Annotated in this window: 22 protein-coding genes and 1 pseudogene; 8 read left to right on the top strand and 15 right to left on the bottom strand. The window is 72.5% G+C overall.

What is annotated here, in order from left to right; all coding sequences use genetic code 11:
* Nucleotides 1-132: 132 nt before the first annotated feature.
* Nucleotides 133-363 carry a hypothetical protein gene (locus ACFYT4_RS15345; RefSeq protein WP_389268474.1) on the top strand — a complete coding sequence of 77 codons (231 nt, stop codon included), beginning with the start codon at nt 133-135 and terminating at the stop codon, nt 361-363.
* 149 nt (nt 364-512) lie between these two features.
* On the opposite strand, the gene ACFYT4_RS15340 is transcribed toward ACFYT4_RS15345, so the two are convergent.
* Nucleotides 513-1,736, bottom strand: coding sequence for a TerD family protein (locus tag ACFYT4_RS15340; RefSeq protein ID WP_389268472.1), 1,224 nt, complete (start codon nt 1,734-1,736; stop codon nt 513-515).
* A 266-nt stretch (nt 1,737-2,002) separates the two neighbouring features.
* Here ACFYT4_RS15340 and ACFYT4_RS15335 point away from each other — a divergent pair, with 266 nt between their 5' ends.
* A complete protein-coding gene (locus ACFYT4_RS15335; protein ID WP_389268470.1) occupies nt 2,003-2,677 on the top strand; it encodes a GntR family transcriptional regulator in 675 nt (224 codons plus the stop codon).
* Nucleotides 2,678-2,723: 46 nt separating this feature from the next.
* On the opposite strand, the gene ACFYT4_RS15330 is transcribed toward ACFYT4_RS15335, so the two are convergent.
* Together ACFYT4_RS15330 and ACFYT4_RS15325 are read right to left on the bottom strand one after the other, a co-directional pair.
* Nucleotides 2,724-4,172: a penicillin-binding transpeptidase domain-containing protein gene (locus ACFYT4_RS15330; RefSeq protein WP_389268468.1), complete on the bottom strand. Its 1,449-nt coding sequence runs from the start codon at nt 4,170-4,172 to the stop codon at nt 2,724-2,726.
* 125 nt (nt 4,173-4,297) lie between these two features.
* Nucleotides 4,298-5,068, bottom strand: coding sequence for an IclR family transcriptional regulator (locus ACFYT4_RS15325; RefSeq protein WP_389268466.1), 771 nt, complete (start codon nt 5,066-5,068; stop codon nt 4,298-4,300).
* Nucleotides 5,069-5,324: 256 nt separating this feature from the next.
* On the opposite strand from ACFYT4_RS15325, the gene ACFYT4_RS15320 reads away from it, so the two are divergent.
* From ACFYT4_RS15320 to ACFYT4_RS15310, 3 genes are all read left to right on the top strand, one after another.
* Entirely contained in the window at nt 5,325-5,939 is a 615-nt protein-coding gene (locus ACFYT4_RS15320; protein WP_389268464.1) for a DUF1349 domain-containing protein, read from the top strand.
* A 160-nt stretch (nt 5,940-6,099) separates the two neighbouring features.
* A complete protein-coding gene (locus ACFYT4_RS15315) occupies nt 6,100-6,813 on the top strand; it encodes a DsbA family oxidoreductase (RefSeq protein ID WP_389268462.1) in 714 nt (237 codons plus the stop codon).
* A 69-nt stretch (nt 6,814-6,882) separates the two neighbouring features.
* Nucleotides 6,883-7,923, top strand: a complete 1,041-nt coding sequence (locus tag ACFYT4_RS15310; RefSeq protein ID WP_389268460.1) for an aminotransferase class V-fold PLP-dependent enzyme — start codon at nt 6,883-6,885, stop codon at nt 7,921-7,923.
* A 213-nt stretch (nt 7,924-8,136) separates the two neighbouring features.
* Here the strand turns inward: ACFYT4_RS15310 and ACFYT4_RS15305 are convergent, their stop codons facing one another.
* On the bottom strand, nt 8,137-8,730 hold the full coding sequence (locus tag ACFYT4_RS15305; RefSeq protein WP_389268458.1) for a MarR family winged helix-turn-helix transcriptional regulator: 594 nt from the start codon (nt 8,728-8,730) through the stop codon (nt 8,137-8,139).
* Nucleotides 8,731-8,925: 195 nt separating this feature from the next.
* Between ACFYT4_RS15305 and ACFYT4_RS15300 the strand changes: the two genes are divergently transcribed.
* Complete coding sequence (locus ACFYT4_RS15300) at nt 8,926-10,020, top strand: alkene reductase (protein WP_389268456.1); 1,095 nt, start codon at nt 8,926-8,928, stop codon at nt 10,018-10,020.
* Nucleotides 10,021-10,239: 219 nt separating this feature from the next.
* Here ACFYT4_RS15300 and thpD read toward each other — a convergent pair whose 3' ends face one another.
* From thpD to ACFYT4_RS15275, 5 genes and pseudogenes are all read right to left on the bottom strand, one after another.
* Nucleotides 10,240-11,139 carry an ectoine hydroxylase gene (gene thpD / locus ACFYT4_RS15295; protein WP_389268454.1) on the bottom strand — a complete coding sequence of 300 codons (900 nt, stop codon included), beginning with the start codon at nt 11,137-11,139 and terminating at the stop codon, nt 10,240-10,242.
* A gap of 3 nt (nt 11,140-11,142) precedes the next feature.
* Nucleotides 11,143-11,541 (bottom strand): ectoine synthase, encoded by a 399-nt coding sequence (locus tag ACFYT4_RS15290; RefSeq protein WP_389268452.1) that lies wholly within the window; start codon nt 11,539-11,541, stop codon nt 11,143-11,145.
* Nucleotides 11,542-11,604: 63 nt separating this feature from the next.
* Nucleotides 11,605-12,882, bottom strand: coding sequence for a diaminobutyrate--2-oxoglutarate transaminase (gene ectB, locus ACFYT4_RS15285; protein ID WP_389268450.1), 1,278 nt, complete (start codon nt 12,880-12,882; stop codon nt 11,605-11,607).
* 323 nt (nt 12,883-13,205) lie between these two features.
* Nucleotides 13,206-13,706: pseudogene (gene ectA / locus ACFYT4_RS15280) on the bottom strand (diaminobutyrate acetyltransferase); the annotation flags it as partial.
* A gap of 407 nt (nt 13,707-14,113) precedes the next feature.
* Nucleotides 14,114-15,214: an aminotransferase class V-fold PLP-dependent enzyme gene (locus ACFYT4_RS15275; protein WP_389268448.1), complete on the bottom strand. Its 1,101-nt coding sequence runs from the start codon at nt 15,212-15,214 to the stop codon at nt 14,114-14,116.
* Nucleotides 15,215-15,311: 97 nt separating this feature from the next.
* Between ACFYT4_RS15275 and ACFYT4_RS15270 the strand changes: the two genes are divergently transcribed.
* Both ACFYT4_RS15270 and ACFYT4_RS15265 read left to right on the top strand, forming a co-directional pair.
* On the top strand, nt 15,312-16,403 hold the full coding sequence (locus ACFYT4_RS15270) for an amidohydrolase family protein (protein ID WP_389268446.1): 1,092 nt from the start codon (nt 15,312-15,314) through the stop codon (nt 16,401-16,403).
* A 315-nt stretch (nt 16,404-16,718) separates the two neighbouring features.
* Nucleotides 16,719-17,672 carry an SCO1860 family LAETG-anchored protein gene (locus ACFYT4_RS15265; protein WP_389268444.1) on the top strand — a complete coding sequence of 318 codons (954 nt, stop codon included), beginning with the start codon at nt 16,719-16,721 and terminating at the stop codon, nt 17,670-17,672.
* 351 nt (nt 17,673-18,023) lie between these two features.
* Here the strand turns inward: ACFYT4_RS15265 and cobC are convergent, their stop codons facing one another.
* The 6 genes from cobC to cobM all read right to left on the bottom strand — a co-directional run bounded on the left by cobC (nt 18,024) and on the right by cobM (nt 24,915).
* Nucleotides 18,024-19,085, bottom strand: a complete 1,062-nt coding sequence (cobC, locus tag ACFYT4_RS15260; RefSeq protein ID WP_389268442.1) for an Rv2231c family pyridoxal phosphate-dependent protein CobC — start codon at nt 19,083-19,085, stop codon at nt 18,024-18,026.
* Entirely contained in the window at nt 19,069-20,022 is a 954-nt protein-coding gene (locus ACFYT4_RS15255; RefSeq protein ID WP_389268440.1) for a sirohydrochlorin chelatase, read from the bottom strand. Before ACFYT4_RS15255 ends, cobC begins: the two co-directional genes overlap by 17 nt.
* Nucleotides 20,019-20,612 carry a precorrin-8X methylmutase gene (locus tag ACFYT4_RS15250; protein WP_389268438.1) on the bottom strand — a complete coding sequence of 198 codons (594 nt, stop codon included), beginning with the start codon at nt 20,610-20,612 and terminating at the stop codon, nt 20,019-20,021. Before ACFYT4_RS15250 ends, ACFYT4_RS15255 begins: the two co-directional genes overlap by 4 nt.
* A gap of 381 nt (nt 20,613-20,993) precedes the next feature.
* A complete protein-coding gene (cobJ, locus tag ACFYT4_RS15245; protein ID WP_389268436.1) occupies nt 20,994-22,682 on the bottom strand; it encodes a precorrin-3B C(17)-methyltransferase in 1,689 nt (562 codons plus the stop codon).
* Nucleotides 22,679-24,091, bottom strand: coding sequence for a precorrin-6y C5,15-methyltransferase (decarboxylating) subunit CbiE (gene cbiE, locus ACFYT4_RS15240; RefSeq protein WP_389268434.1), 1,413 nt, complete (start codon nt 24,089-24,091; stop codon nt 22,679-22,681). The genes cobJ and cbiE overlap by 4 nt, the downstream gene beginning before the upstream one ends.
* Nucleotides 24,088-24,915, bottom strand: coding sequence for a precorrin-4 C(11)-methyltransferase (cobM, locus tag ACFYT4_RS15235; RefSeq protein WP_389268432.1), 828 nt, complete (start codon nt 24,913-24,915; stop codon nt 24,088-24,090). The genes cbiE and cobM overlap by 4 nt, the downstream gene beginning before the upstream one ends.
* Nucleotides 24,916-25,088: the final 173 nt, after the last annotated feature.

The following is a 25,088-nucleotide window of genomic DNA, read 5'->3' as shown; positions in this document are numbered from 1 at the left end:
CTCCCGGGGCCCCGCCGTCCCGGTGGTCCCACCGGTGTGCTGATCGCTTTTGTGTTCTGAACCTGTTTCGATCTGACCACTGTCGGATCGGATCGCTGTCCAGAGGCCGCCGGAGGGACCATACTGGCAGCAATGACCAAGTCAGCCGGATCCCGGCGCCACCTGCCGTCCAGTCCCTTCAACCGCAACGCCCAGGCAGACCCTCCGATCGAGCAGTACACGGTGGGCGACCGGGTCTCGCACGATCAGTTCGGCCTGGGGCGAGTCATCGCCGTCGAGGGCGACAACATCGCCGTCCTCGTCGACTTCGCCGGCCGCAAGGGACGGATTCCCAGTCCCTACGCCAAGCTGGCCAAGCTCTGAGGCCCTGATCGAGTCACTGAGGACCGCTTCGGCCCGGCCCGCCGGCCGGACCGCTCTCGCTCTGATCAGAACCGTGGGGCCCGCCGTCACGCCCGTGACGGCGGGCCCCATGGCTCTACCGCGTCCGGCCCACCCGGGGCCCGCCCCGGTCAGAGAGCCTGAGCGGCGGGCTTCACCATCCCCCGGACGGTCCGGGACTTCACGAAGTCACCCATGGCCGTCATCTCCCACTCCCCCGAGAACTGCCTGATCAGCTTCGCCATCATGACTCCGGTCTGCGGCTCCGCGCCGGTCAGATCGAAGCGGACCAGCTCCTCGCCGGTGGCCGCGTCCATGAGCCGGCAGTACGCCTTGGCGACCTCGGTGAACTTCTGTCCCGAGAACGAGTTCACCGTGAAGACCAGGCCGGTCGCGTCGGCGGGGAGCCGTCCCAGATCGACGGTGATCACCTCGTCGTCGCCCGCGCCCTCACCGGTCAGATTGTCGCCGGAGTGCCTGATCGCGTTGTTCAGGATGTTCAGCTTGCCGAAGTAGCAGCTGTCCAGGTGGTTGCGCTTGGGGCCGTAGGCGATGACGGAGGCGTCGAGGTCGATGTCCTTGCCACGGAACGCGGGCTCCCAGCCCAGGCCCATCTTGACCTGGGACAGCAGTGGGCGGCCCCCCTTGACCAGCGACACCGTCTGGTTCTTCTGGAGGCTGACCCGGCCCTTGTCCAGGTTGATCTTCCCGGTGACCGGGGCGGGCGCCGGCGGGGCCGGGGGAGCGGGGGCGGCCAGCCTCGGGTCCACCGGGGCGGCCGGCGGGACCGGGGCGGGCGGCGCCGGGGGTGCCACGGGCGCGGGCGGGGCGACCGGGGCGGCCGCCGCCGGCTCCTCCTCCACCGAGACGCCGAAGTCCGTGGCGATGCCGGCCAGCCCGTTCGCATAGCCCTGGCCGACCGCGCGGGCCTTCCAGACGCCGTTGCGCAGATAGATCTCCACGATCACCAGGGCGGTCTCCGCGCCGAGCCGCGGCGGGGTGAAGGTGGCGAGCGGGCTGCCGTCGTCCGCGTTCCGGATCGTGGCCGTGGGCTCGATGCCCTGGAAGGTCTGCCCCGCCGCGTCCGGGCTCGCCGTCACGACGATCTTCTCGATGCCGGGCGGGACGGCGCTGGTGTCCACCACGATCGCGTCCGGCGCGGCCCCGCCGCCGGAGCGATAGCTGACTCCGGGGCCGGCCGGCTGGTTGTAGAAGATGAAGTCGTCGTCGGAGCGCACCTTGCCGTCGGCGGTGAGCAGCAGGCCCGAAACGTCGAGCCGCACCGGGGCGGCGACGTCCACCGCGACACGCGCGGCGGGGAGAGGAATGTTCGAGCCGGGGGTCATAGCTGTCATGCCGGGACAACGAGCGAGGCCGCTTTGCCGTTCCCTTACCGCCGAGTCGGGCGGGAGCCCCGAGCGGCGTCCGGCGAGGGGCGGGACCGTGGCGGGGGCGCCGTGGCGATCAGGAGGAGGGCCGGGCGGACCCGAGGCGCCGTCTTGACGTACGTTCCCGGTGGCTCATAGCGTCCTGCGTCATATCTTCATATATGACCTGCCCGCCGTGTGGCCCTGTGCCGTCCATGACCGGCCCGGAGAACGAGACCGGAGAACAAGAGCGTATGCCGACCGCCGCCCCGGCTCCCCTCCCCTCCCGCACGCAGTTCGTCCTCGACGCCATCAGGCACGCCGTGCTCACGGGCCGGCTGCGCCCGGGACAGGCGCTCGTCGAGACCGAACTCGCCGCGCACTTCGGGGTGTCGAAGACTCCGGTGCGGGAGGCGCTCAAGACGCTCGCCGGGACCGGGCTGGTGGTGATGAGCCAGTACAAGGGCGTCACGGTGCGGACCGTGGACGCCGCCATGGCGCGCGAGGTGTACGACGTACGGCTGCTGCTGGAACCGGAGGCCCTGCGCCGGACGGTCGCGCGGGCCGCCGGGCTCGACCCGGCGCAGGAGGCGCTGGCCGAGGCCGAGGACGCCTCCGACGGCGCCCGGCTCCGGCTCGCCAACCGGCGGTTCCACGGCGCCCTGTACGCCGCCTGCGGCAATCCCCTGCTCGTCCGTATGCTCGACGACGTCCGCGACCAGGCGGCTCTGGTGGCGGCCGTCACCGGGTCCACCGGGGCGTCCCGGGAGCGGGAGGCCGCCGAGCACCGGGAGATTCTGCGGCTCGCGCGGAGCGGCGACGGGCAGGCGGCCGCCGACGCCCTGCACGGGCACATCGCCGGGGTCGTCCACCGGGCCTTTCCGGCGGAGGACGGGATGCGGCAGGCTCCCTGCCCGTCGGCCGGATAGAACGCTCCATCCGGTCGCCGCACCCCTCCCCGGGGGCGCGGAGCTTCTACCTGAGCGCCGCCGCCATCATCTTCTGGGCCACGGGCGCCGCCAGTCCGTTGCCGCTGACCTCCGAGCGGGGACCGCCCGCGTCCTCGATCAGCACCGCCACCGCGACCTGCTCGCCGGAAGCGGAATCCTCGGCGAACGAGGTGAACCACGCGTACGGCGTCTCGCTGTTGTTCACACCGCGCTGGGCCGTACCGGTCTTGCCGCCCACCTCGGCCCCGCCGACCCGCGCGTTGGTGACCGTGCCGTCCTCCACCACGGTCACCATCGCGCTGCGCAACTGCTCGGCGGTCCCGCTGGAGACGATCCGCTCACCCTCGCCGCCGTCGTACGCGTCGAGGGCGGTGCCCTCGGAGTCCACGACCTCGGAGACCATGTGCGGTGACTTCAGGACCCCGTCGTTGGCGATCGCCGCGGACACCATGGCCATCTGGAGCGGGGTGGCGGTCACATCGAACTGGCCGATGCCCGTCAGCGCCGTCTGCGGTGCGTCCAGCCCCGTCGGATAGACACTGGGGTACGCCCGGACCGGAATGTCCAGTTCCTTGTTGTTGAAGCCGAACTTCTCCGCCATCGCACGGACCGTGTCCTGGCCCAGATCGACGGCCATCTGCGCGAAGACGTTGTTGCACGAGTAGCGCAGGGCCGTCCGGATGGAGGCGTCCTCGCAGGGCGCGTCGGGGATGTCGTTCTCCAACACCTTGCTGGAGAGCGGGAGCACATAGGGCATGGGGCTGCCGGTCTTCTCGTCCACCGAGCCGTACAGCCCGTCCTCCAGCGCCGCCGCCGCCACGACCAGCTTGAAGGTCGAGCCGGGGGCCAGCGGCTGCCGCAGCGCCCGGTTGACCAGCGGCTTGTCCGGGTCGTCCAGCAGCTTTTGCCAGGCGTCCCCGTCCGAGGTCCCGGCGATCACCGACGGGTCGTAGGAGGGCGTGCTGACCAGTCCGAGGACACGCCCGGTCTTCGGATCCATGGCGACGGCAGCGCCCTTGGCGTCACCGAGCGCCTCGTACCCCGCCTTCTGGACGGCCGGGTCGATCGTGGTCAGGACGTCGCCGGGCGCCTGCTGCCTGCCGGTGAGCGCGTCCACCGGATCGGCCAGCCGGAGGTCGGTGCCGTCCAGGACCGCGCTGTGGATGCCCTCCAGCTGGGTCGATCCGTACGCCTGGGAGCTGTAGCCGGTCACCGCCGCGTACAGCGCGCCCTCGGTGTAGGTCCGCTTGTACGCGAGATCGCTGCCGGTGGTCCGGGCGGACCCGGTGACGGGAGATCCGGCCACGACGATGTCGCCCAGCGGCTGCGCGTACTGGTCGATGGTCTTGCGCCGGTTCTTGTCGTTGTCCGCGAGCGCCTTGGCGTCGTACGCCTGGACCCAGGTGGCCCGCACCAGCAGGGCGAGCACCAGCAGCAGGCAGAAGACGGCGGCGTGTCTGATCGTCTTGTTCATCCCGCAGTAGGACGAACGGCACCGATCACGAGGTTCCCGGCGGGTCCACTTCTCAGGGAATCCTCACACAGCGGGACTTTCGGGCGGGGAGAGGCGGCCCGGCGGGGCCGGACAGCGCCCGGGCCCTACAGCCTGCGGGTCGCCAGGGTCAGCCGCTCGCGCGCGTCGAAGAGCGCGTCCTTGATCATCTGCTCATGGGCGGGGGTGAGCCGGGCCACGGGCACCGAGCAGCTGATCGCGTCCCGCGCCGGAGTGCGGTAGGGAATCGCGACACCGAAGCAGCGCAGTCCGAGGGTGTTCTCCTCGCGGTCCACGGCACAGCCCAGCTCGCGGACGGCCGCCAGCTCCTCGATCAGCCGCTCGCGGTCGGTGATCGTGTGTTCGGTGACGGACGGCAGGGTCCGCGGGAGCAGCCTGCGCACCTGCTCGTCGCTGTGCGTCGCGAGCAGCGCCTTGCCCAGTGAGGTCGAGTGCACGGGAAGCCGGCGGCCGACACGGGTGAAGGGGCGGAGATAGTGCTGGGACTGACGGGTCGCCAGATACACCACCGTGGTGCCGTCGAGCCGGGCGAGATGAATGGTCTCGGTGGTGTCGTCGGAGAGCCGGTCCAGGGTCGGGCGCGCCGCCGCCACGACCTCGTCACCGTCGATGTACGAGGTCCCGACCAGCAGCGCGCGCACCCCGATCCCGTACCGCGTGCCCGTCGCGTCCGTCTCCACCCAGCCCAGCTCGACGAGGGTGCGCAGCAGCATGTAGAGGCTGGACTTGGGGTAGCCCACGGCCTCCTGGACCGCGGCGAGCGAGTGCATCCCGGGGCGCCCGGCGAAGTACTCCAGCAATTCCACCGTCCGTACCGCGGACTTGACCGGAGCCCCACCGGAATCGGCCGTCACCATCGCTCCTCGCTCCTTCCCGGCCGTGCGGAACGCCCGGAAGCAGAGTTTCTCAGCCATTCATCAGTCAGAACGGCGTTCACGATACCGAACGAGAGCCATCGGACGGGCCCTGCGGACGACGGCCGGGGAAGGCGGGAAGGGGCAGCCGCCTGGGCGTGGGGTGCCGCCTCCCGTACGGGAACCCGCCCGCTCGGGCACCCGCTCGGACTGCCGCGTCGGGTGGACGGACGCCCGGAGGGTCCAGCAAGCTGAGCGGGTGACCGACTCCATCGAGCTGCCCGAACTTCCCTTTCCCCTGCGCGCGTACGGCCCCGAGGCCGGCTGGGCGTACACGGACGGTGTCCTCACCGGCCGGGCGGGCGCCCGCCAGGACCGCTTCGTGCCCCCGTCGGGCGCGTCCCTGGACCCCGCGTCCGACGCGCCGCGGCTGCTCGGCGCCCCCGAGGGGGACTTCCAGCTCATCGCCCGCGCCACCGTCGGCTTCGGCGCGTCCTTCGACGCCGGGGCACTGTATCTGCACGTCGGCGAGCGCGAGTGGGCCAAGCTCTGTCTGGAGCTCTCCCCGGACCGGCCCACCGTCTGCACCGTCGTCACCCGCGGCCACTCCGACGACGCCAACTCCTTCGAGGCCGACGGCGACAGCGTCTGGCTGCGGATCAGCCGCACCGGCAGGGCGTTCGCCTTCCACGCGTCCGCGGACGGCGAGCGGTGGACCTTCGTACGGATCTTCGCGCTGGGGACGGATGAGGAGGCCGGGGCCGCCCTGGTCGGCTTTCTCGCGCAGTCGCCGGTGGGGGAGGGGTGCGCGGTGGCGTTCGAGGGGATCGAGTACCGGGCGAGCTGGCCCGAGGGGCTGCGCGACGGATCCTGAGCACCCCGTGACCACGGGACGCCGTCGATCTTGAAACGCGCGGTGGATCTTGGTCTCCTTGGGGGAATGAGCCGCCGGCCGGGTGCGTTGATTACCGGACGGACGAGACATTCCGTCCCCCGCTTCGCCGGAACCCCGCGATCCCCTGGAGAGAGTCAGCATGCTCGTCGAGATATGGAGCGACATCGCCTGCCCCTGGTGCTACATCGGGAAGGCACGCTTCGAGAAGGGGCTCGCCGAGTTCCCCCACCGCGACCGGGTCCGGGTGGTCCACCGCTCCTTCGAGCTCGACCCGAACCGGGCCAAGGGCGACACCGGGTCCGTCGTCGACATGCTGGCGCGGAAGTACGGGCGTACCCGCGAGGAGGCCCTGGCCATGGAGGAGCACGTCGCCTCCAACGCACGCGCCGAGGGGCTCGGCTACCGCACCGAGGGCCGTGACCACGGCAGCACCTTCGACATCCACCGGCTGCTGCATCTGGCCCGGGCCAGGGGCCGTCAGGACGAGTTGCTGAACCTCGCCTACCGCACCAACTTCGCCGACGAGCGCTCGGTCTTCGACGACGAGGTGCTGATCGCGCTCGCCGTCGAGGCCGGACTCGACGAGGCCGAGGCGCGCGCGGTCCTCGCCGGTGACGCGTACGCCGACGAGGTGCGCGCCGATGAGCGCGAGGCAGCGGAGCTGGGGGCGAACGGGGTGCCGTTCTTCGTCTTCGACCGGCGTTACGGGGTCTCCGGCGGGCAGCCCGCCGAGCTGTTCACCCAGGCCCTGGAGCAGGCGTGGAAGGGACGCGAGACCGTGCCGGCCACCGCCGATGACGCACCCGCGTGCGACGCGGACGGCGCGTGCGAGGTCCCGGAGGCGGCACGGTGATCACGGCCGGAGGGTGATTCCCGGCCTCACGCGATTGACCGGCGGTGCTCGGCGCCTCAGGGTGAGTGCATGGAGACTCTGGGTGGTGCCGAGTTCGCGCCGGACAAGACCTATCTGAACACGTCCTCCTGCGGGGTCCTGCCCCGCCGGGCCGCCGCCGCGATGACCCGGCTGATCGGCGAACTCGCGGCCGGCCGCCCCGGCGGGTCGGGCGACCACGAGACGGTGGCCGCCGCGCGGCGGTCGTTCGCCCGGCTGGCGGGGGTGGCCGAGGACCGGGTCTCCGCCGGCAGTTCGCTCTCGGTGCAGGTCGCGCTGATCGCGAACTCCCTGCCGCCGGGTGCGGAAGTCCTCTTCCCCGAGGGGGAGTACACCTCGGTCGTCACCCCCTTCGCCGTACGCGGTGACCTCGTGCTGCGCTATGTGCCCCTGGCCGGCCTCGCGGAGGCGGTACGGCCCGGTACGGCGCTGGTGGCGTTCTCCTCCGTGCAGTCGGCGGACGGCCGGATCGCCGATCTGCCGGCGGTACGGGCCGCGGCGGCGGCGCACGGCGCCCGTACGCTCGTCGACACCAGTCAGTCGGCGGGGTGGCTGCCGCTGAACGCGGGTGACTGGGACTTCACCGTCACGACCGCGTTCAAGTTTCTGCTGTGCCCGCGCGGGGTCTCGTTCCTCACGGTCACCGAGGAGGCGCAGGAGTCGCTGGTTCCGCTCCACGCGGGGTGCTTCGCGTCCGACAGCTGGACGATCTACGGGCCCGTCGAGGACCTCGCGCGGACGGCACGCCGTTTCGACGAGTCCCCGGCGTTCGTGGCCTACCACGGGGCGGTGGACGCGCTGGCGCTGGTGGAGGAGATCGGGGTGCCCGCGATCCACGCGTACGACACGGGGCTCGCGAGGGCGTTCCGGGAGGGGCTGGCGGAACGGGGTCTGTCCCCGCTGCCGGGCGACTCGGCGGTCGTGGCGGTGCCGGGGATGGGGCACCGGGTCGCGGACCTGGAGAAGGGCGGAGTGGTGGCGTCGGAGCGGGCGGGGAATCTGAGGCTGGCGTTCCACCTCTACAACTCCCCGGACGACGTCACCCGCGTGCTCTCCCTCCTGGCTGCCTGACCCCGGGACCGGGACCGGGGGCGTCCGGCACCGCGTCCGTCGCCGTCATCGGGGCACGGCGCCGAAGGGGACCCCACACTCCCGGGCTCTCCTGCTCGTTCTCAGCCGCCGGACGGCGGGATCCGGCCCGCGAGGGTCCGGGCGCCCGGCTCCTGCGGCGATCGGGGAGCGGGTCCGGGACATCCGGATCCGGGCGCCGGACCGCGCGCGGCCTCAGGGGAGGCCCGGGCAGTCGGCGGTCTGGGCGTAGAGGTTGGCCTCCACCTTGGAGAGGAGCCTGAGCAGTTCCCCCCGCTCCTCTTCCCCCAGTCCGGCCAGTGTGTGCTGCTCCAGGGACGCCAGCGAAGCCTCCACCGCGGAGCGCAGACCGCAGCTCTCCTCCGTCGCCTCGACGAGGACCGCGCGGCGGTCGGCCGGGTCCGGGCGGCGCCTGACGTGGCCCGCCTGCTCCAGGCGCTGGAGCATCTTCGTGACCGTGGAAGGGTCCAGATCCGCGGTCTTGATCAGGTCGCCCTGCCGCACCGGGCCGGACCGCCACAGATGCAGCATCACGAACTCCTGCCCGGGGTACAGCCCGAGCGCCCGGAGCGTCTTGCCCGCGGCCATGCGGTACAGCCGGGAGACCCGGGCGACCGAGTAACCGACGGGCCCGCCCAGCGCGCACGCCGATGACGCCTCCAGGCACTCGGCCTCCGCACTGGCGGACAGCCCGCCGGGCGCCGCGTCATCGGCGGCGGCCCCGCCACGGGCCGGGTCGTGGTGGACGGGCTCGCTGCGGGCGGGACCGGCCACGGCCTCGGGCTTCATCGGGCCTCCTCGGGAGCGCTGTGCGGGATGCGGGTGACGGCGTACTCGTGGCGAATTCTCTCCGTTCCCTCCAGTCTCTCCCAGAAATTTTACCTTGGCCGACCAAGTAACAAGGGTTGGCCGACCAAGTAAATACGCTACAGTGACTCCCGGCGAAATTACTTGGCCGACCACATATATTCTTCGGGAGCCATCATGACCACCGCATTCGACCCGATCGACCTGTCGGGCACACAGCTCGCGAACCGCATCGCCATGGCTCCGATGACCCGCAGCCGCGCCTACGGCCCCGGCCTCTCGCCGACCGAGCTCGTGGCCGAGTACTACGCGCAGCGGGCCACGGCCGGTCTGATCGTGACCGAGGGCATCCAGCCGTCCGTCACGGGCCAGGGCTACCCCGACACCCCCGGACTGCACAGCGAGGAGCAGGTCGCCGCCTGGCGCAAGGTCACCGATGCCGTGCACGCCCGGGGCGGCCGGATCTTCGCGCAGCTGATGCACTCGGGGCGCGTCGGCCACCCCTCGCTCTTCCCGGACGGCCGGGCGAGCGTCGCGCCCTCCGCCGTCGCCGCGGCGGGAGAGCTGTACACGGCCGAGGGCCCGAAGAGCTTCGTCGCGCCGCGCGAGCTGTCGGCCGAGGAGATTCCCGCCGTGATCGAGGAGTTCGCCCACAGCGCGCGCAACGCCGTCGAGGCCGGTTTCGACGGTGTCGAGCTGCACGGCGCCAACGGCTATCTGATCCACCAGTTCCTGGCCTCGAACACCAATCTGCGCACCGACGAGTGGGGCGGTTCCGTCGAGAACCGCATCCGCTTCGCCGTGGAGGCCGCCGGGTCCGTGGCGGACGCCATCGGCGCCGGCCGGACCGCGATCCGGCTCTCGCCCGCCAACCGCTTGAACGACATCGCCGAGTCCGACCCGCACGACGTGTACCCGGTGCTCGCCGACCGGCTGGAGCCGCTCGGGCTCGCCTATGTGCACATCTCCGAGAACAGCCCCGAGTCCCGCGAGGTGACCAGGGCCGTACGCGACCGCTTCAGCGGGACGCTGATCCTCAACCCCCTCACCGAGGGACCCACCGACCACCGGGCTCTCGGGCTGGTCGAGGAGGGCCTCGCCGACATGATCGCCTTCGGGGCGCTCTTCCTGGCCAATCCGGACCTTCCGCGGCGGCTGAGGACCTCGGGGCCGTACAACACCCCGGATCCCGCCGGGTTCTTCGGCGGCGACGGCAAGGGCTTCACGGACTACCCGGTGCTCGACCGGGCCGGGCAGCTGACGGACGCCTGACGGCGGACCGGAACCGGCCGGGCCGACGGGGCGGGCGGCCCGCGGTTCGGGGTGAGGGGCCGCGCGGCGGGGGAGCGGGAGCCGGGGCGGACTCGCCCGGTTCCGGCCCGGGTACGGGGGCCGGGCGGCGGGGCGAGTCCTCCGGCGGGCCCACCGGGTACGGGGGCCGTCACCGGGCGATCCCGGTTCCGGCCCCCGCCCGCGGCCCGTCAGTACGGGCTACCGGACCGGTGTGAAGTCCCGCGCCCCGATGAACTCCGGCCTCGGCACGGGCGCCGCGAACGGCCGGACGGCCGCGTTCTCCACACTGTTGAACACGATGAACACATTGCTGCGCGCGTAGGGGGTGATGTTATCCCCCGAGCCGTGCATGCAGTTGCAGTCGAACCAGGTCGCCGAACCCGCCCGGCCGGTGAACAGCCGGATGCCGTGCTGATCGGCGAACCGGGTCAGCGCCGCGTCGGACGGGGTCCCGGCATCCTGCATCCGCAGCGACTTCTTGTAGTTGTCCTCGGGGGTGGCACCCGCGCACCCGAGGAACGTCCGGTGCGAACCGGGCATGATCATCAGCCCGCCGTTGGTGTCGCGGTTCTCCGTCAGCGCGATGGAGACCGACACGGCCCGCATGTTCGGCAGCCCGTCCTCCGCGTGCCAGGTCTCGAAGTCCGAGTGCCAGGAGAACCCCGACGCCCCGAAGCCCGGCTTCACATTGATACGGGACTGGTGGACGTACACGTCCGAGCCCAGGATCTGCCGGGCCCGGCCGACCACCCGCTCGTCGCGCACCAGCGCGGCGAACACCGGGCTGAGCCTGTGCACCTCGAAGACCGAGCGCACGTCCCGTGACCTCGGCTCGATGATCGAGCGCTCGTCGGCCCGTACGGCCGGGTCGGCGATCAGCCGGTCCATCTCGGCGCGGTAGAGCGCCACTTCGTCGTCGGAGATCTGGTCCTCGACGCCGATGAAGCCGTCGCGTTCGAAGCCCTCCAGCTCGGAACGGAGCATCGGTCCGGGTGCGCCCGGCGCGGACCAGACGACCGGGTCCTGACGCGGGGTCTCCACCTCGGCGGTGCCACGGGTCGGATAGAGGTCGTTGCGTACGCCGGTGGCGGTCGCCATGGTTCAGCCCTCCTCGGTGATCAGGGGATAGACGCCGTTCTCGTCGTGGTCCTCGCGCCCGGTGACGGGCGGATTGAAGACGCAGACGCAGCGGAAGTCGGTCTTGGGGCGGAGTGTGTGGCGCTCGTGCCCGTCGAGCAGATACATCGTCCCGGGCGCGATCCAGTGGGTCTCACCCGTCTCGTCGTTGGTGAGTTCGGCCTCGCCCTCCACGCAGAGCACGGCCTCGATGTGGTTCGCGTACCACATGGAGGTCTCCGTACCCGCGTACAGCACGGTCTCGTGGAGCGAGAAGCCGACCTTCTCCTTGGCGAGCACGATGCGCTTGCTCTCCCAGGTGCCGGATGCGGATCTCACATGGCGCTCGGTGTTCTCGATGTCCTTGAACGATCGGACGATCACGGTGTGATGCTGCCTTTCCTGCTCGTAGGGATGTCGGGATGCCGGGGCCGCGCGGTTACGTCGTCAGGCCGTTTCGCGGATCGACCGGGCGAGGATGCGCAGCCCCTCGTCGAGTTCCTCGGGCGTGACGGTGAGTGCGGGCAGCAGCTTCACCACCTCGCCCTCGGGACCGGAGGTCTCCAGCAGCAGACCGAGTTCGAAGGCGCGGGCGCAGATGGCCGAGGCCCGGGACTTGTCCGCGAACTCAAGACCCCAGACCAGACCGCGGCCGCGGAAGGCGGGACCGGTCTCGTCGGGTCCGGTGGTCTCCGCGACGACGGCCAGCAGGGCCTGCTCCACCTGCTCACCGCGGGCGAGGGTCTGCTTCTCCATCTGGCCGTCGGCCCAGTAGGTGTCGAGCGCGGCGGCGGCGGTGACGAAGGCGGGGTTGTTGCCGCGGAAGGTGCCGTTGTGCTCACCCGGCTCCCAGAGGTCCAGCTCCGGCTTGAACAGGCACAGCGACATCGGCAGCCCGTAACCGCTGATGGACTTGGACAGGGTGACGATGTCGGGCGTGATGCCCGCCTCCTCGAAGGAGAAGAAGCCGCCCGTGCGCCCGCAGCCCATCTGGATGTCGTCGACGATCAGCAGCATGTCCTGGCGCTCGCACAGCGACCGGAGCGCGCGCAGCCACTCGGGCCGGGCCACATTGATCCCGCCCTCGCCCTGCACGGTCTCGACGATCACCGCGGCGGGTTTGTTGAGGCCGGAGCCCTGGTCCTCCAGCAGCCGCTCGAACCAGAGGAAGTCGGGCACCTGGCCGTCGAAGTAGTTGTCGAACGGCATCGGGGTGCCGTGGACGAGCGGGATACCGGCGCCGGCCCGCTTGAAGGCGTTGCCCGTGACGGCGAGTGAACCGAGCGACATGCCGTGGAAGGCGTTGGTGAACGAGACGACCGACTCGCGGCCCTTCACCTTGCGGGCCAGCTTCAGCGCCGACTCCACCGCGTTGGTGCCGGTCGGGCCGGGGAACATCACCTTGTACGGCAGGTCCCGCGGTCGCAGGACGATGTTCTGGAACGACTCCAGGAAGGCCCGTTTCGCCGTGGTCGCCATGTCCAGGCCGTGGGTGATGCCATCGCGTTCGATGTAGTCGATGAGCGCGCGTTTGAGCACCGGGTTGTTGTGGCCGTAGTTGAGGGAGCCGGCCCCGGCGAAGAAGTCGAGATAGGTGTGGCCGTCCTCGTCGGTGAGACGGCTGCCCTGCGCACGGTCGAAGACTGCGGGCCAGCCACGGCAGTAGCTGCGCACCTCCGACTCCAGGGTCTCGAAGACACTCAGGGCGGGCGGGGTGATGGTCACAGCGTTCTCCAGTTGGTGGTCGGTCAGACGGAGATGGGGCTGATGCGGTAGAGGACTTCCGGCTGGTGCGCCGGCCCGGCGGGGTGTCCGCGGTCGGCGGGCGTTCCCGTCCCCCCGGGCGCCGCCGGCGTACCGGATGGCGCGGAGGTCCCCGACGTACCAGAGGGGCCGGACGGCGGAGGGGTTCCGGATGCTCCCGGATCAAGGGACCCGGCGGGCTTCCCGGGCGCCTCGGCCGCCCATGGCTCCCCGGCCTTCCCGGGTGCCTCGGCCGTCGTGGGTTCCCCGGCCTTCCCGGGCGCCTGGGCCTCCCCGGCCGTCGCCGGGGCCCCGGACTCCTCGGGGAACAGATGGCCCGCGAAGAGCACTTCGCGTTCGAGCCGTGCCCCGTGGCGCTCGGCGTAGGCGGTGAACAGCCGGTCGGACGCGGTGTTGTCGGGGGTGACGGTGGTCTCCAGCACCCGGATGCCCCGGTCGGCGGTGACCCTGGCGGTCAGCGCGTCGAGGAGGGTTCCCGCGAGGCCCTGCCCGCGGTGGGACCGGTCGACGGCGATCTGCCAGACGACGAGGGTCTGGGGCCGGTCCGGCCGTGCGTACCCGGTGACGAAGGCGATGGGCTCCCCGTCCGCGTTCCGCGCCACGAGGGAGGTGGCGGCGAAGTCACGGCACCACAGCAGATAGCTGTACGAGGAGTTGAGGTCCAGGACCTCGGAGTCGCGGGCAATGCGCCAGATCGCGGCTCCGTCCTCCACTCGTGGCGCTTCAATGCGGGTGAATTCATGGTGAGGTGCTGCTCGTACAAGGTTGTCTTGCGCGGCGGTCATGCCCAGGTAATTTACCTAGCCAATTCAAGAAATGCATGGCGAGGAAGGGTTGGGAGAAGACGGCCTGTGTGTTATCACGCGGGCGCGAGTGGCGCGGCGGAAGGCTGCCGTTTTGGTGAGTTTTGTGCCGTACATAAGCCGTGAAACGGTTGCCCTGTGGAGTCGGTCACACCGCTCAGGCGGTCAGTGGGCCCTGTTGAAACCTTAGCGTTTAAGGCCGGGGAACGGGGGCAGAAGAAAACGGGAAGCTGCCGTGGAAAAGGCAGCTTCCCGTTCTTCGTGTCATTCCTGTCGTTCTTGTTGTGCTCGTCCCGCTGGGTTTTTGCCGCCTATTCGTCTGCCATTGTTGTTCTGTTGTCCCCGGACCCGGGGCCGCATTCCCGCCCGATTCCCCGGGGGGTCAGCCCTTAGGGCCAGACGTCGGACACCGCGCGCCCGGCGGCCTCCAGGTCGACCGTCGCACCCGTCTGTGCCAGGGCCGCGCCCAGCGCCGCCAGACAGGAGCGCACCGCGCCGCGCGTGGCGTCCACGCCGTAGTGGTTGACGCGGATCATCTCCTTGGCGAGCGAGCCGCCGCCGGCGATCAGCGGCAGCGAGGGGTCCGCGGCCAGCGCGGCGGCGACCAGCCCTGCCGCGTTCACGCCCGCCGGGGCACGCAGCGTCGTGGCCACCGGTGCCGCGTCCCGCGCCTCGTACACATACGGCTCCAGACCGCCGCCGAGTGCCAGGGCGCCCGCGCGGGTCGCCGCCGCCGCCGACGCGTGGCGGGCCATCACCGCGCTCGGCCCCTCGGCCTCGATCCGCTCCACACAGGCTTCGAGCGCCAGCATCTCCAACTGCGCGGGCGCGTGCAGCAGCGCCGTACGGCCGCCGTCGATCCAGCGCTCCTTCCAGTCGAGGAGGGAGAGGTACGAGCGCCGGGGCGCCGCCGGGTTCGCCGCGAACCGCTCCCAGGCGCGCTCGCTCACCGACACCGCCGAGACGCCCGCCGGACCGCCCATCGCCTTCTGGGCGCCGATGACGCACAGATCCACACCCCAGTCGTCCGGCAGGAGCGGCTCGGCGGCGACGGAGGCCACCGCGTCCAGCATGAAGAGGGCGCCGTGCGCGCGGACGACCTCGCCGATCTCCGCGACCGGGTTGGTGTTGCCGGTCGCGGCCTCCGCGTGCACCAGCGAGACGAAGTCGATCTCCGGGGTGGCCGCCAGGGCCTGCTCCACCTGCCCGGCGGTGACCGCCGTGTGGAAGGGGACCTCCAGATCGACGACCTTCGCCCCGCAGTCCCGCAGCCAGTTCCCGAAGGTCTGGCCGTACGGACCGGTCACCACGTTCAGCGCGGTCGAGCCGGGCCGCGCGCCGGCGCGGATGCAGCCCTCCAGCGGAAGCAGCGCCTCACCCTGGGTGATCACCACATCCTGTTCGGTGCCGAGCAGCGCGGCGACCCGCCGTTCGATGCCCGCGAAGTGGGCGGCGGTCAGCGGGGGCAGGTCCAGAAACGGATGTGTCACGGTGGTGCCTTCTTCGACGGTTCTCTGACATGGGTGTCCCGGCCGGGCAGGTCCGGCCGCTCGGTCGAGGGTACCCAGGCACTCGTACAGTGCAGACATGAGCGATCACGCGGTGGTGCATGTGAAGGGGCGGGTGCTCGTCGGCCCGGAGGACGTACGCGACGAACTGTGGGTCGTCGGCGGACGTGTCACCTACGACCGCCCGCCGGGCTCCGGCGATGTCCTGACCGTCCAGGGCTGGGCGCTGCCCGGTCTGGTCGACGCCCACTGCCATGTGGGCCTCGACCGGCACGGCCCCGTGGACGACGCGACCAGCGAGAAGCAGGCGCTGGCCGACCGGGACGCGGGAACCCTGCTGATCAGGGACGCGGGATCGCCGTCCGACACCCGCTGGATCGACGACCGCGAGGATCTGCCGAAGATTATCCGGGCGGGCCGCCACATCGCCCGGACCCGCCGCTACATCCGCAACTACGCCCATGAGATCGAGCCCGGCGACCTGGTCGCGTACGTGGCGCGGGAGGCCCGGCGCGGCGACGGCTGGGTCAAGCTCGTCGGCGACTGGATCGACCGGGACGCCGGCGATCTCACCGCGTGCTGGCCGCGCGACGCGGTCCGGGCGGCGATCGCCGAGGCGCACCGGCTGGGCGCGCGGGTGACCGCGCACTGCTTCGCCGAGGACTCGCTCCGGGATCTGGTCGAAGCGGGGATCGACTGCATCGAGCACGCCACCGGGCTCACCGAGGAGACGATTCCGCTGTTCGCCGAGCGCGGGGTCGCCATCGTCCCGACGCTGGTCAACATCGCCACCTTTCCGGCGCTCGCGGACGGCGGCGAGAGCAGGTTCCCCGTCTGGTCGGCCCATATGCGGCGGCTGCACGAGCGCCGTTACGACACGGTCCGCTCGGCGTACGACGCGGGCATCCCGGTCTTCGTCGGCACCGACGCGGGCGGCTCGCTGCCGCACGGCCTGGTCGCGGCGGAGGTCGCCGAGCTGGTGAAGGCAGGGATTCCGCCCCTCGAAGCCCTGTCGGCGACGGCCTGGGGCGCACGGGAGTGGCTCGGCCGTCCCGGGCTGACCGAGGGCGAGCCCGCGGATCTGGTCGTCTACGGCACGGACCCGCGGGCGGATGCCGGAGTCCTCGCGGAGCCCCTGCGGGTGATCCTCAACGGGCGGATCGTGGGCTGATCCCGTGCCGGAGGCGGGGCGCCGTGTTGACCGAGCGTGACTTTCTCCCGTTGCGAGTCGTTAGATCACTTTTTGTGGGATCCCCTGCATACGACCGGCGCACAACCCCGGGGCCGTGACGGACGCGTTCCAGGGGAACGCCCGTGCCGTATGAATCGAATACGGGTGCGGAAACCCCCCTTTGGAGTGAACTCACGTCAGGTGTCGGCCAGTTCACTCTCGGTGCGTAAAGATGATTGGCGTCTCGGTCGTCGCCGTCCACGTGTCCCCGTGGAAGGCGGACGGCGTCATTCCTCTTGTGGGGGTTCCACCATCTTGAACAGCAACACCTTTCGCCTGCCCGCCCGCCGCTGCGCCGCGGTCACGGCCGCCGTCGCACTGGTCGCGGCGCCCGTCGCGTTCGCCGGCCCGGCGCACGCCACCGGAGGCGACGCGGAGGGACGGGCGAGCGCCGTCGTCCTCCGCGCGGGGCTCGAAGTCTCCCTGCTCAACAAGTCCGTCAACATCCCGCTCAGCGCGTCTCTCAACGAGGTCAAGGCACCCGCCAGCGCCGAGAAGACCGCGCTGACCGTGCAGCTCGACGGAGTCGACGAGGGCAAGCCCTTCCAGATGCTCCGCGCGGACGTGGCCACGGCGAAGGCCACGACGGACAAGAAGAAGTCCGAGGGGTACGCCAACCTCGCGCGGGCCAGGGTCCATGTCCCCGGACTGCCGCTCCTCTCGCTCATCGAGGTCGAGAAGGTCACCTCCAAGGCAGTGTGCGAGGCGGGGAAGAAGCCGGTTGCCGAATCGAATCTGCTCGGCCATGTGAAGGTGCTCGGCCAGAAGGTCACGCTCACCGCGGGCGGCCAGACCAAGGTGGAGGTTCCGGGGGTCGGCAAGGTGACCCTCGACCTCTCCCGGACCGAGACCACCAGCCGTACGGCCGCGGCCACCGCGCTCGAACTGAAGGTGGCGGTCAATCCGCTCAATCTGAACGTCGCCGAGGTCGACGGCTCCGTCACCCTCATCGAGGCGAAGTGCGAGGCGCCCAAGGCGGCGGAGCCCGAGAAGAAGCCGGAGGAGCCCGCGGTCGAGGAGGAGGAGCCCGCCGGCACCTCCACGCCCGACGTCAAGACCCAGGGCGGTGACACCACGCCCACGGAGAACCTCGCCGAGACGGGCGGCAGCGCCACCACGATGTACCTCGCCGGCGGCTCGGCGATCCTGCTGGGCCTCGGCGGCGGAGCGCTCGTGATGGCACGCGCACGGGCCCGCAACCGCGCGTGACGCCCTGAACGGGGAGTGAGACGGGAATCGGCGCCCCGAGGGGCGCACCAGGGACCTGTGGCCGGGGGCCGCAGGTCCCCGCCCGTTGGCAGGCGCCTTCTCCGGCCATCCGGACACGGCTTGCTCCGGACACGGCTTTCTTCGGTCGTCCGGGTCCCAGCCCACTCCGGTGGTCCGGGGCCGGCTTCCGTACCCGGCGCCCTTCGCCGGGCGGCCCGGGCGGCCCAGGCGGCTGGCTGGGCCCCGCATGCCCCGCCCCCGACCCGCCCGGCCCGGCCGCATGCCCCGCCCCGCCCCGCCCGTGCCCCCGCGCCCGGCCGGTACGGGCCGCCGGGGCAGGGGCTGCCGCCCCTACCCCCCGACCCGCGCCAGCGCCTGGTCCAGGGCCTGGAGGAAACGGTTCGTCGTGGAGCGGTCGCGAACCGCGAGACGGATCCAGCCGGGGCCGAGGCCCGGGAAGGTGTCACCTCGGCGGGTGGCGAAGCCCAGGCGGCGCAGGTGTTCGCGGACCTCCGCGCCCCGGCGGACATGGAGGAGCACGAACGGCCCCTCCGCCGGCTCCACCACCCGGACCTCGTCGAACTCCGCGAGCCCCGCGAGCAGATGCGCCCGGTCCACCGCGATCCGCACCGCCGCCCGGCCCGCCTCAGTCAGCGCCGCCGGCTCCATGCACGCCCCGGCGGCCGTCAGCGCGGGGGAGGACACGGGCCACAGCGGCTGCGCCCGCTCCAGCGCGGCGATGGTGTCCGGCTCCGCCAGTACGTATCCGATCCGCAGCCCCGCGAGCCCCCAGGTCTTCGTGAGGCTGCGCAGGACGACCAGCCCCGGCACATCCGTACGGTCCGCCAGGGTCTGCGACTCGTCCGGCACCGCGTCCATGAACGCCTCGTCCACCACGAGCAGCCGCCCCGGGCGGGCGGCGGCGGCCAGCGCGGAAGCGGGATGCAGCACGGACGTCGGGTTCGTCGGATTGCCGACCATCACCAGATCGGCGTCCTCGGGCACCGCCGACGGATCGAAACGGAAGCCGTCCCGCTCCCGCAGCAGCAGGCGCCCCACCTCATGGCCCGCGTCCCGAAGCGCCGCCTCGGGCTCGGTGAACTGCGGGTGCACGACGAGCGGATGGCGTACCGTCAGGGCCCGTGCCAGCAGTACGAACGCCTCGGCCGCTCCCGCCGTGAGCAGCACCCGCTCCACCGGGAGACCGTGCCGTTCCGCCACGGCGGCCCGTGCGGCCCGCCCGTCCGGGTAGGCGGCGAGCGACGTCAGGGACCCGGCGATCCGTTCACGCAGCCACTCCGGGGGAGTGCCCGCCCGCACGTTGACCGCGAGATCGGTCAGCTCCTCGGCCGCGTCCAGCAGCTCCGCGTCTCCGTGGTGGCCGAGATCGTGCGGGTCAGTGTGCGTGTGCATGGTTGCCGTGGTGATGCCCCGGCCCGCCGTGATCGCCGTGCCCGTGCCCCCCGTGTCCGTGCCCGTGGTGGTGCCCGTCGTCGTCCGGGTGGAAGTGCGGCTGCTGCGGCATGCCGACCTTCTCCTCGAAGCCGGGCAGCGCGATCCGGTACACGCACGAGTCGCAGTTCATCCGGATGTCGCCCGCCACGGCCTCCCGGTAGCGCTCCATCACCAGATCGAGCAACTCCTCGGTGGGGCCGATCACGTCGGCCGACGACACCTCCGTCTCCGGATGCTCCGCGGCCCAGCTCTCCGTCTGCGCCCGCACCCGCTCCGGCAGGACGCCGGTGAACAGGAAGTACGGCAGCACGACGATCCGCCGCGCCCCCAGCCGTACACACCGGTCCAGCCCGCTCGGCACATCGGGCGCGGCGAGCGACACGAAGGCCGTCTCGACACCCGCGTACTCCCGCCCCTCCCACAGCAGCCGTGCCGCCTTCAGCACCTCGGCGTTGGCGTCCGGGTCGGTCGAACCCCGGCCCACCAGCAGCACGGTGACCTCGGAGCGGTCGGCGCCGGGGTCGCCTAGGGCCTCGGCTATCCGCCGCTCCAGCACCGACAGCAGGCCCGGGTGCGGGCCGAGGGGACGGCCGTAGGAGTACGAGATGCCCGGGTGCCGCTCCTTCTCGCGGGCCAGCGCCGCCGGGATGTCCCCCTTGGCGTGCCCGGCGGACACCAGCATCAGCGGCACCGCGGCGAAGCGCCGCACACCGCGCTCCACCAGTTCGGTGACGGCCTCGCCGAGCGGCGGCGGCGACAGTTCGATGAAGCCCCCGGCGACGGGGAGCCCGGGGTTGCGGCGTCCCAGTTCCCGTACGAAGTCCCGGAAGGCGCCGGCCCCCGCTTCGTCACGGGTGCCGTGGCCGGCGATGAGCAGTGCGGGCGGGGTGGTCACGCGTTCTCCTTGAGATGAGGGGTACGGGGGTGGTACAGCAGGGCGTTGAGCGCCGCCGCGGCGACGGCGCTGCCCCCTTTCTCGGACACGTTGCTGACGGCCGGGAGCCCGCTCTCGCGCAGAGCGGCCTTGGACTCGACGGCGCCGACGAAACCGACGGGCAGCCCGATGACGAGTGCCGGACCGGCGTTCAGCGCCAGCAGTTCTTCGAGCGCGGTGGGCGCGCATCCGACGACCCAGATCGCCCCGGGACCCACCTGCTCGTACGCCAGCCGTACGGCGTGGGCGGACCGCGTCAGACCCGGCCCGGCCTCCGCGTCCCTCAGCCGGCAGACCGTCTCGCGCCGGGTGATCCCGGCCGCCACCATCTCCACGTCGACGACGACCGGGGCACCCGAGTGCAGGGCGCCGTGCGCCGCTTCGAGGGACGCCTCATCGCAGACGAGATCGGTCGCGTAGTCCAGATCGGCGGCGGAGTGCACCACCCGTTCCACGACGGCGCGCGTCAGCGGCGGCAGCCCGGTGGTGTCCAGCCGTGCCCGCAGCCTCCGGAAGGACTCCTGCTCGATGGGGTGGACGACACGCGTCATACGGCGGCTCCGGAACGGGGATCGGTACGGGGACGGGCGCGGGGATCGGTGCGGTGGTGCCCGACGGATCGCGAGACCCACGGGGTACGGCCGGAACGCGGCGGTCCCGCGCCGGGAATCCGGTGCGCCGGCCGGGCAGGGACGGCTCGCCCCCGCTCCGGGAGGGCGCCGGGCCGGGCCCGGCCGGCTCGACGGCCGCTGCCGCAGAGCCTGCGGGTACCACGGAGACCGGGCGTACGGGGGAGACCGCGGGACGGCCGATCGCGGAATCCGGCACCGGCCGTGCCGGATCCGGCTCTGCGGCGGGCTGCTCGTCGACCGGTGATCGGGCGCCGGGCACCGGCTCGGCCCCCGGTCCACCGGCCGGAGGGACACCCGGGATCACGACTGCCACCGATAGCCGCGCGGGGTCACCATGCGGCCCGCGATCTCGCGGGTGGCCGTGTTGCCGACCGTCACGACCGTCATCATGTCCACCGAAGCCGGATCCACTCCGCCGAGTGTGGTCACGCGGCTGGATTCGTCCGGGCGGGACGCGTTGCGCACCACACCGACCGGCGTGTCCGGAGTCCGGTGCTCCGCGAGGATCTCCAGGGCCTTCGGGAGCTGCCAGTCACGGCCCCGGCTGCGCGGGTTGTAGAAGGTCACGATGATGTCCGCCTCGGCCGCTGCCCGGACCCGGCGCTCGATGACCTCCCACGGCGTGTGCAGATCGGAGAGGCTGATCGAGACGTGGTCGTGGCCGAGCGGCGCGCCCAGGATCGCCGCCGCCGCGAGGGCCGCCGTCACACCGGGTACGCCCACCACGTCGATGTCGTCGGACGCCTCGGCGAGCGCGGGCGACGCCATCGCGTACACCCCCGCGTCACCGCTGCCGATCAGCGCGACCGCGCGGCCGGCCCGCGCCTCGGCCACGGCCGTACGGGCACGTTCCTCCTCCGCGCCCAGACCGGACTCCAGCACGCGGGTCCCGGGCCTCAGCAGATCGAGGATCTGGTCGACGTACTGATCGAGCCCCACGAGCACCGAGGCCCGCCGCAGCTCGTCCGCCGCCCGGGGAGTGAGCAGATCGCGCGCGCCCGGCCCGAGGCCGACCACGGCGAGCCGCCCGCGCGGCCGTCGGCGCACCACCGCGCAGGTCGCCATCGCGGCCCGCCCCCCGGGGCTCGACTTCCGCTTCGGCACGAGGAGTTCCCCGCCCTCCGCGAGCGCGGACGCCTCGGCGACCGACGGCGTCCCCACCGCCGCCAGCGGCGCGTCGGACGGATTCGGTACGGAGACTCCCGCCAGGCGCTCCGCGGAATGGGTCACCAGCGGCACGCCCAGCGCCCGGGCCGCGCCCACGATGCCCGGCTCGTCCGCCTTCGCGTCGACGGTCGCCAGCTCGGCGACGCTCAGCGCCGAAAGACCGGCGTCGCGGAGCGTCTCCTCGACAAGCCCGAGGACTTCCTCCAGGGGCGCCCCGCTGGACGCGCCGACCCCGACGACCAGCGACGGGGGCCGCAGCACCGCCTGGCGGGGATCCGCCGCGACGATCCGGTCCGTCACCCGCAGCACCACCGGCGCCGGGTCGGGCCCCACATTCGGCGGCAGCGGCGGCAGCGGCCACACCGCGTCCGCCCGCAGTTCCACCGGCTCGCCGTCCAGGACCGCCCGGGTCACCGCCGCGATCGCGCCCTCGACCGGCAGCCCCAGGGTGTCCAGGCCCGGTACGTCCGCCGCGTCCGTGGCCGTCGTCACCACCGGCTCGCAGCCCAGGACCTCCGCGATCCGGCCCGCCAGTTCGTTCGCGCCGCCGCCGTGCCCGCCCAGCAGGGACACCGCGTACCGCTGTCCCTCGTCCACGCACACCACACCGGGATCCGCCGACTTGCCCTCCAGGAGCGGGGCGATCAGCCGTACGGCCGCGCCCGTCGCGAAGAAGCAGACCACCTGCTCGCACTCCGCGAACGCGCGCTCCACGGCGGCCCGCACGGGACCCTCGTACACCCGGGTGCGGCCGGGCCAGGCCGCCGCGAGCCGGTCACGGGCGGCGGCACCGGACGCCGTCGCGGAGATCAGGCCGATCACTGGACCCCTCCTTCTTCATGCTCTGGTTCTCCTGCGCGTCCGGGTTCGGACACACCGGCCGTGGAGCGGTCGCCCCACAGCAGGAACACCGGATTGACCGCCGCGAGCCGGGTCACGTCCCCGGGCAGCGGTGCGAGGCGGGCCGCGTTCAGCAGGACGCCACCGGTGGTGAAGCCCTCCGCGGCGAGCACGGATCCGACCCCGGGTACCCGGTCCAGGGCCGCCAGCGCGACGACCACCGTGCGCCGGGCACGCCGCGCGCACGCGGCGACGATCGCGGGCAGATCACCGCCCCCGCCTCCGACGAACACCGCGTCCGGGTCCGGCAGGTCGGCCAGCGCGGCGGGCGCGGTCCCGTGCACGGCCGGCACGTCCACGCCGTGCGCGAGAGCGTTCGCCCGGATGCGCCGGACACCGTCCGCGGTCTTCTCCACCGCGACCACGGCGGCGCCGAACCGGGCGCACTCGACGGCCACCGAACCGGAGCCCGCGCCGATGTCCCACACCAGATCGCCCGTACGCGGCCCGAGGCGGGCCAGTGCCAGCGCCCTCACCTCGAACTTGGTGATCATCGAGTCCCGGTGCTCGAACTCGCCCTCCTCCAGCGCCCACCGGGAGGGGCCGGTCCGGGGCCCGGCCACCGTGACCGGCTCCGGAGCGAGCGCCCGGGACTCGTCCAGACACAGGACCACGCTCACCGCCTCCCACTCCCGGGCGGCGGCGCTCCGCGGCGACAGCCGCTCGACGCGCTCACGCCGGGGGTCGCCGAGCGCGGAGGCCACCACCAGCGTCCGGCCCGTGCCGGTGAGCGCGGCCCCCAGCTCGGCGGGGCCCGCCCCGGGGCCGGTCAGCACCGCCGTCTTGGGGTGTGCGCGGCACACATGGACGGCGGTGCGCAGATCGCGGCCGTGGGCGCTGACCACGACCGCGTCGTCCCAGGGCAGTCCGACGCGGGCGAAGGCGACGGCGACGGACGGGGCTCCGGGCCGCACGTCCAGCGCACCCGGGCCGAAGCGGTCGGCCAGGGCCCGGACGATCCCGAAGAAGCCCGGGTCCCCGGAGGCGAGGACCACCACGCGGGGCCTCCCGCCGGGCACCGCGCCCGGTCGGCCCGTATCACCGTCCGGATCGCCCTCCGTATCGCTTGCTGTGTCGCCGTCCGTGTGTCCGTCGGTCTCTCCGTTCGCGTCCCGGCCACGGCCGGGCACCGGCGTGCCGCGGCCGAGGACCGCCTCGATGCGGTCGAGCGCCGGATCCAGCGGGCCGAGGACGATCCGCTCGGCCGCGGCGGGCACGGCGGCCGCCGCCAGATGCCGCCTCGCGCCCACGACCAGCGACGCCGACGCCAGGGCCTCGGCGTCCGGGGCCGGCAGCGGCGTCCCCGCGCCCGTACCGATGACGGTGATCACGGCGTCGCACCCTGCGCGCGCAGCGCCCTGCGGGCGGCCGGCTCGGCCCTGCGGAAGCCGTGGAAGTGCCCCGGGTGGTAGAGGTGCGAGCGGGTGCCCGACGCCGACAGCGCCGGGCCGACCAGGAACAGCGTGTGCTTCCAGAGCCGGTGCTCCTTGACGGTCTCCTCCAGTGTGCCGACCGTGCAGCGCAGAACCAGCTCCTCCGGCCAGGTCGCCTGATACGCGATCACCACCGGCGTACTCGTCGGATAGCCGCCCTCCAGCAGCTCCTGCGCGAGCTGCCCCGAGCGCGCCGCCGACAGGAAGAGCGCCATCGTCGTCCCGTGCCGTGCGAACTCCCGGACCTCCTCGCCCGGCGGCATCGGGGTCTTCCCGCCGCCCAGGCGGGTCAGGATCACGGACTGCGCGACCTCCGGGATCGTCAGCTCCCGCTGCGCGATGGCGGCGACGGCCGAGAACGACGACACCCCCGGCACGATCTCCACCTCGATGCCCAGCTCCGCGCAGCGGTCGACCTGCTCCTGCGTACCGCCCCACAGCGCCGGGTCGCCGGAGTGGACACGGGCCACCTTCAGCCCCTGGTCCCGCGCCCGCCCGTACACGGCGACCACGTCCTCCAGCGACATGGCGGCCGAGTCCAGGATCTCGGCGCCCTCCCGGGCGTGGTCGAGCACATCGGGCTGCACCAGGCTCGCCGCCCAGATGACGACATCGGCGGCGGCGATCGCCCGCGCTGCGCGGAACGTCAGAAGATCGGCGGCACCGGGGCCGGCGCCGACGAACGTCACCTTGCCGGGTACGCCGGGTACGGCATCGGCCATGACGGGGTCCTCTCGGAACGGCGGAATCGTGGGTCGCACGACTCGGATCGAATGTCTCGGGCGAAAAGTCGCGGGTCGAAGATCGTGAGTGGTGGGCGGAGGGTGGCGGGTGGTCTCGGGCGGCGGGCGGTCGGCGGATCCCGGCGGTCTGCGGGCAAACGGGTGAACCGCAC

Origin of the sequence: Streptomyces sp. NPDC004609 (genome assembly GCF_042873655.1) — a bacterium.
In the GTDB taxonomy this organism is placed as follows: domain Bacteria; phylum Actinomycetota; class Actinomycetes; order Streptomycetales; family Streptomycetaceae; genus Streptomyces.
The sequence above is the reverse complement of the archived record's forward strand: the minus strand, read 5'-3'. Positions and strand labels throughout refer to the sequence as shown.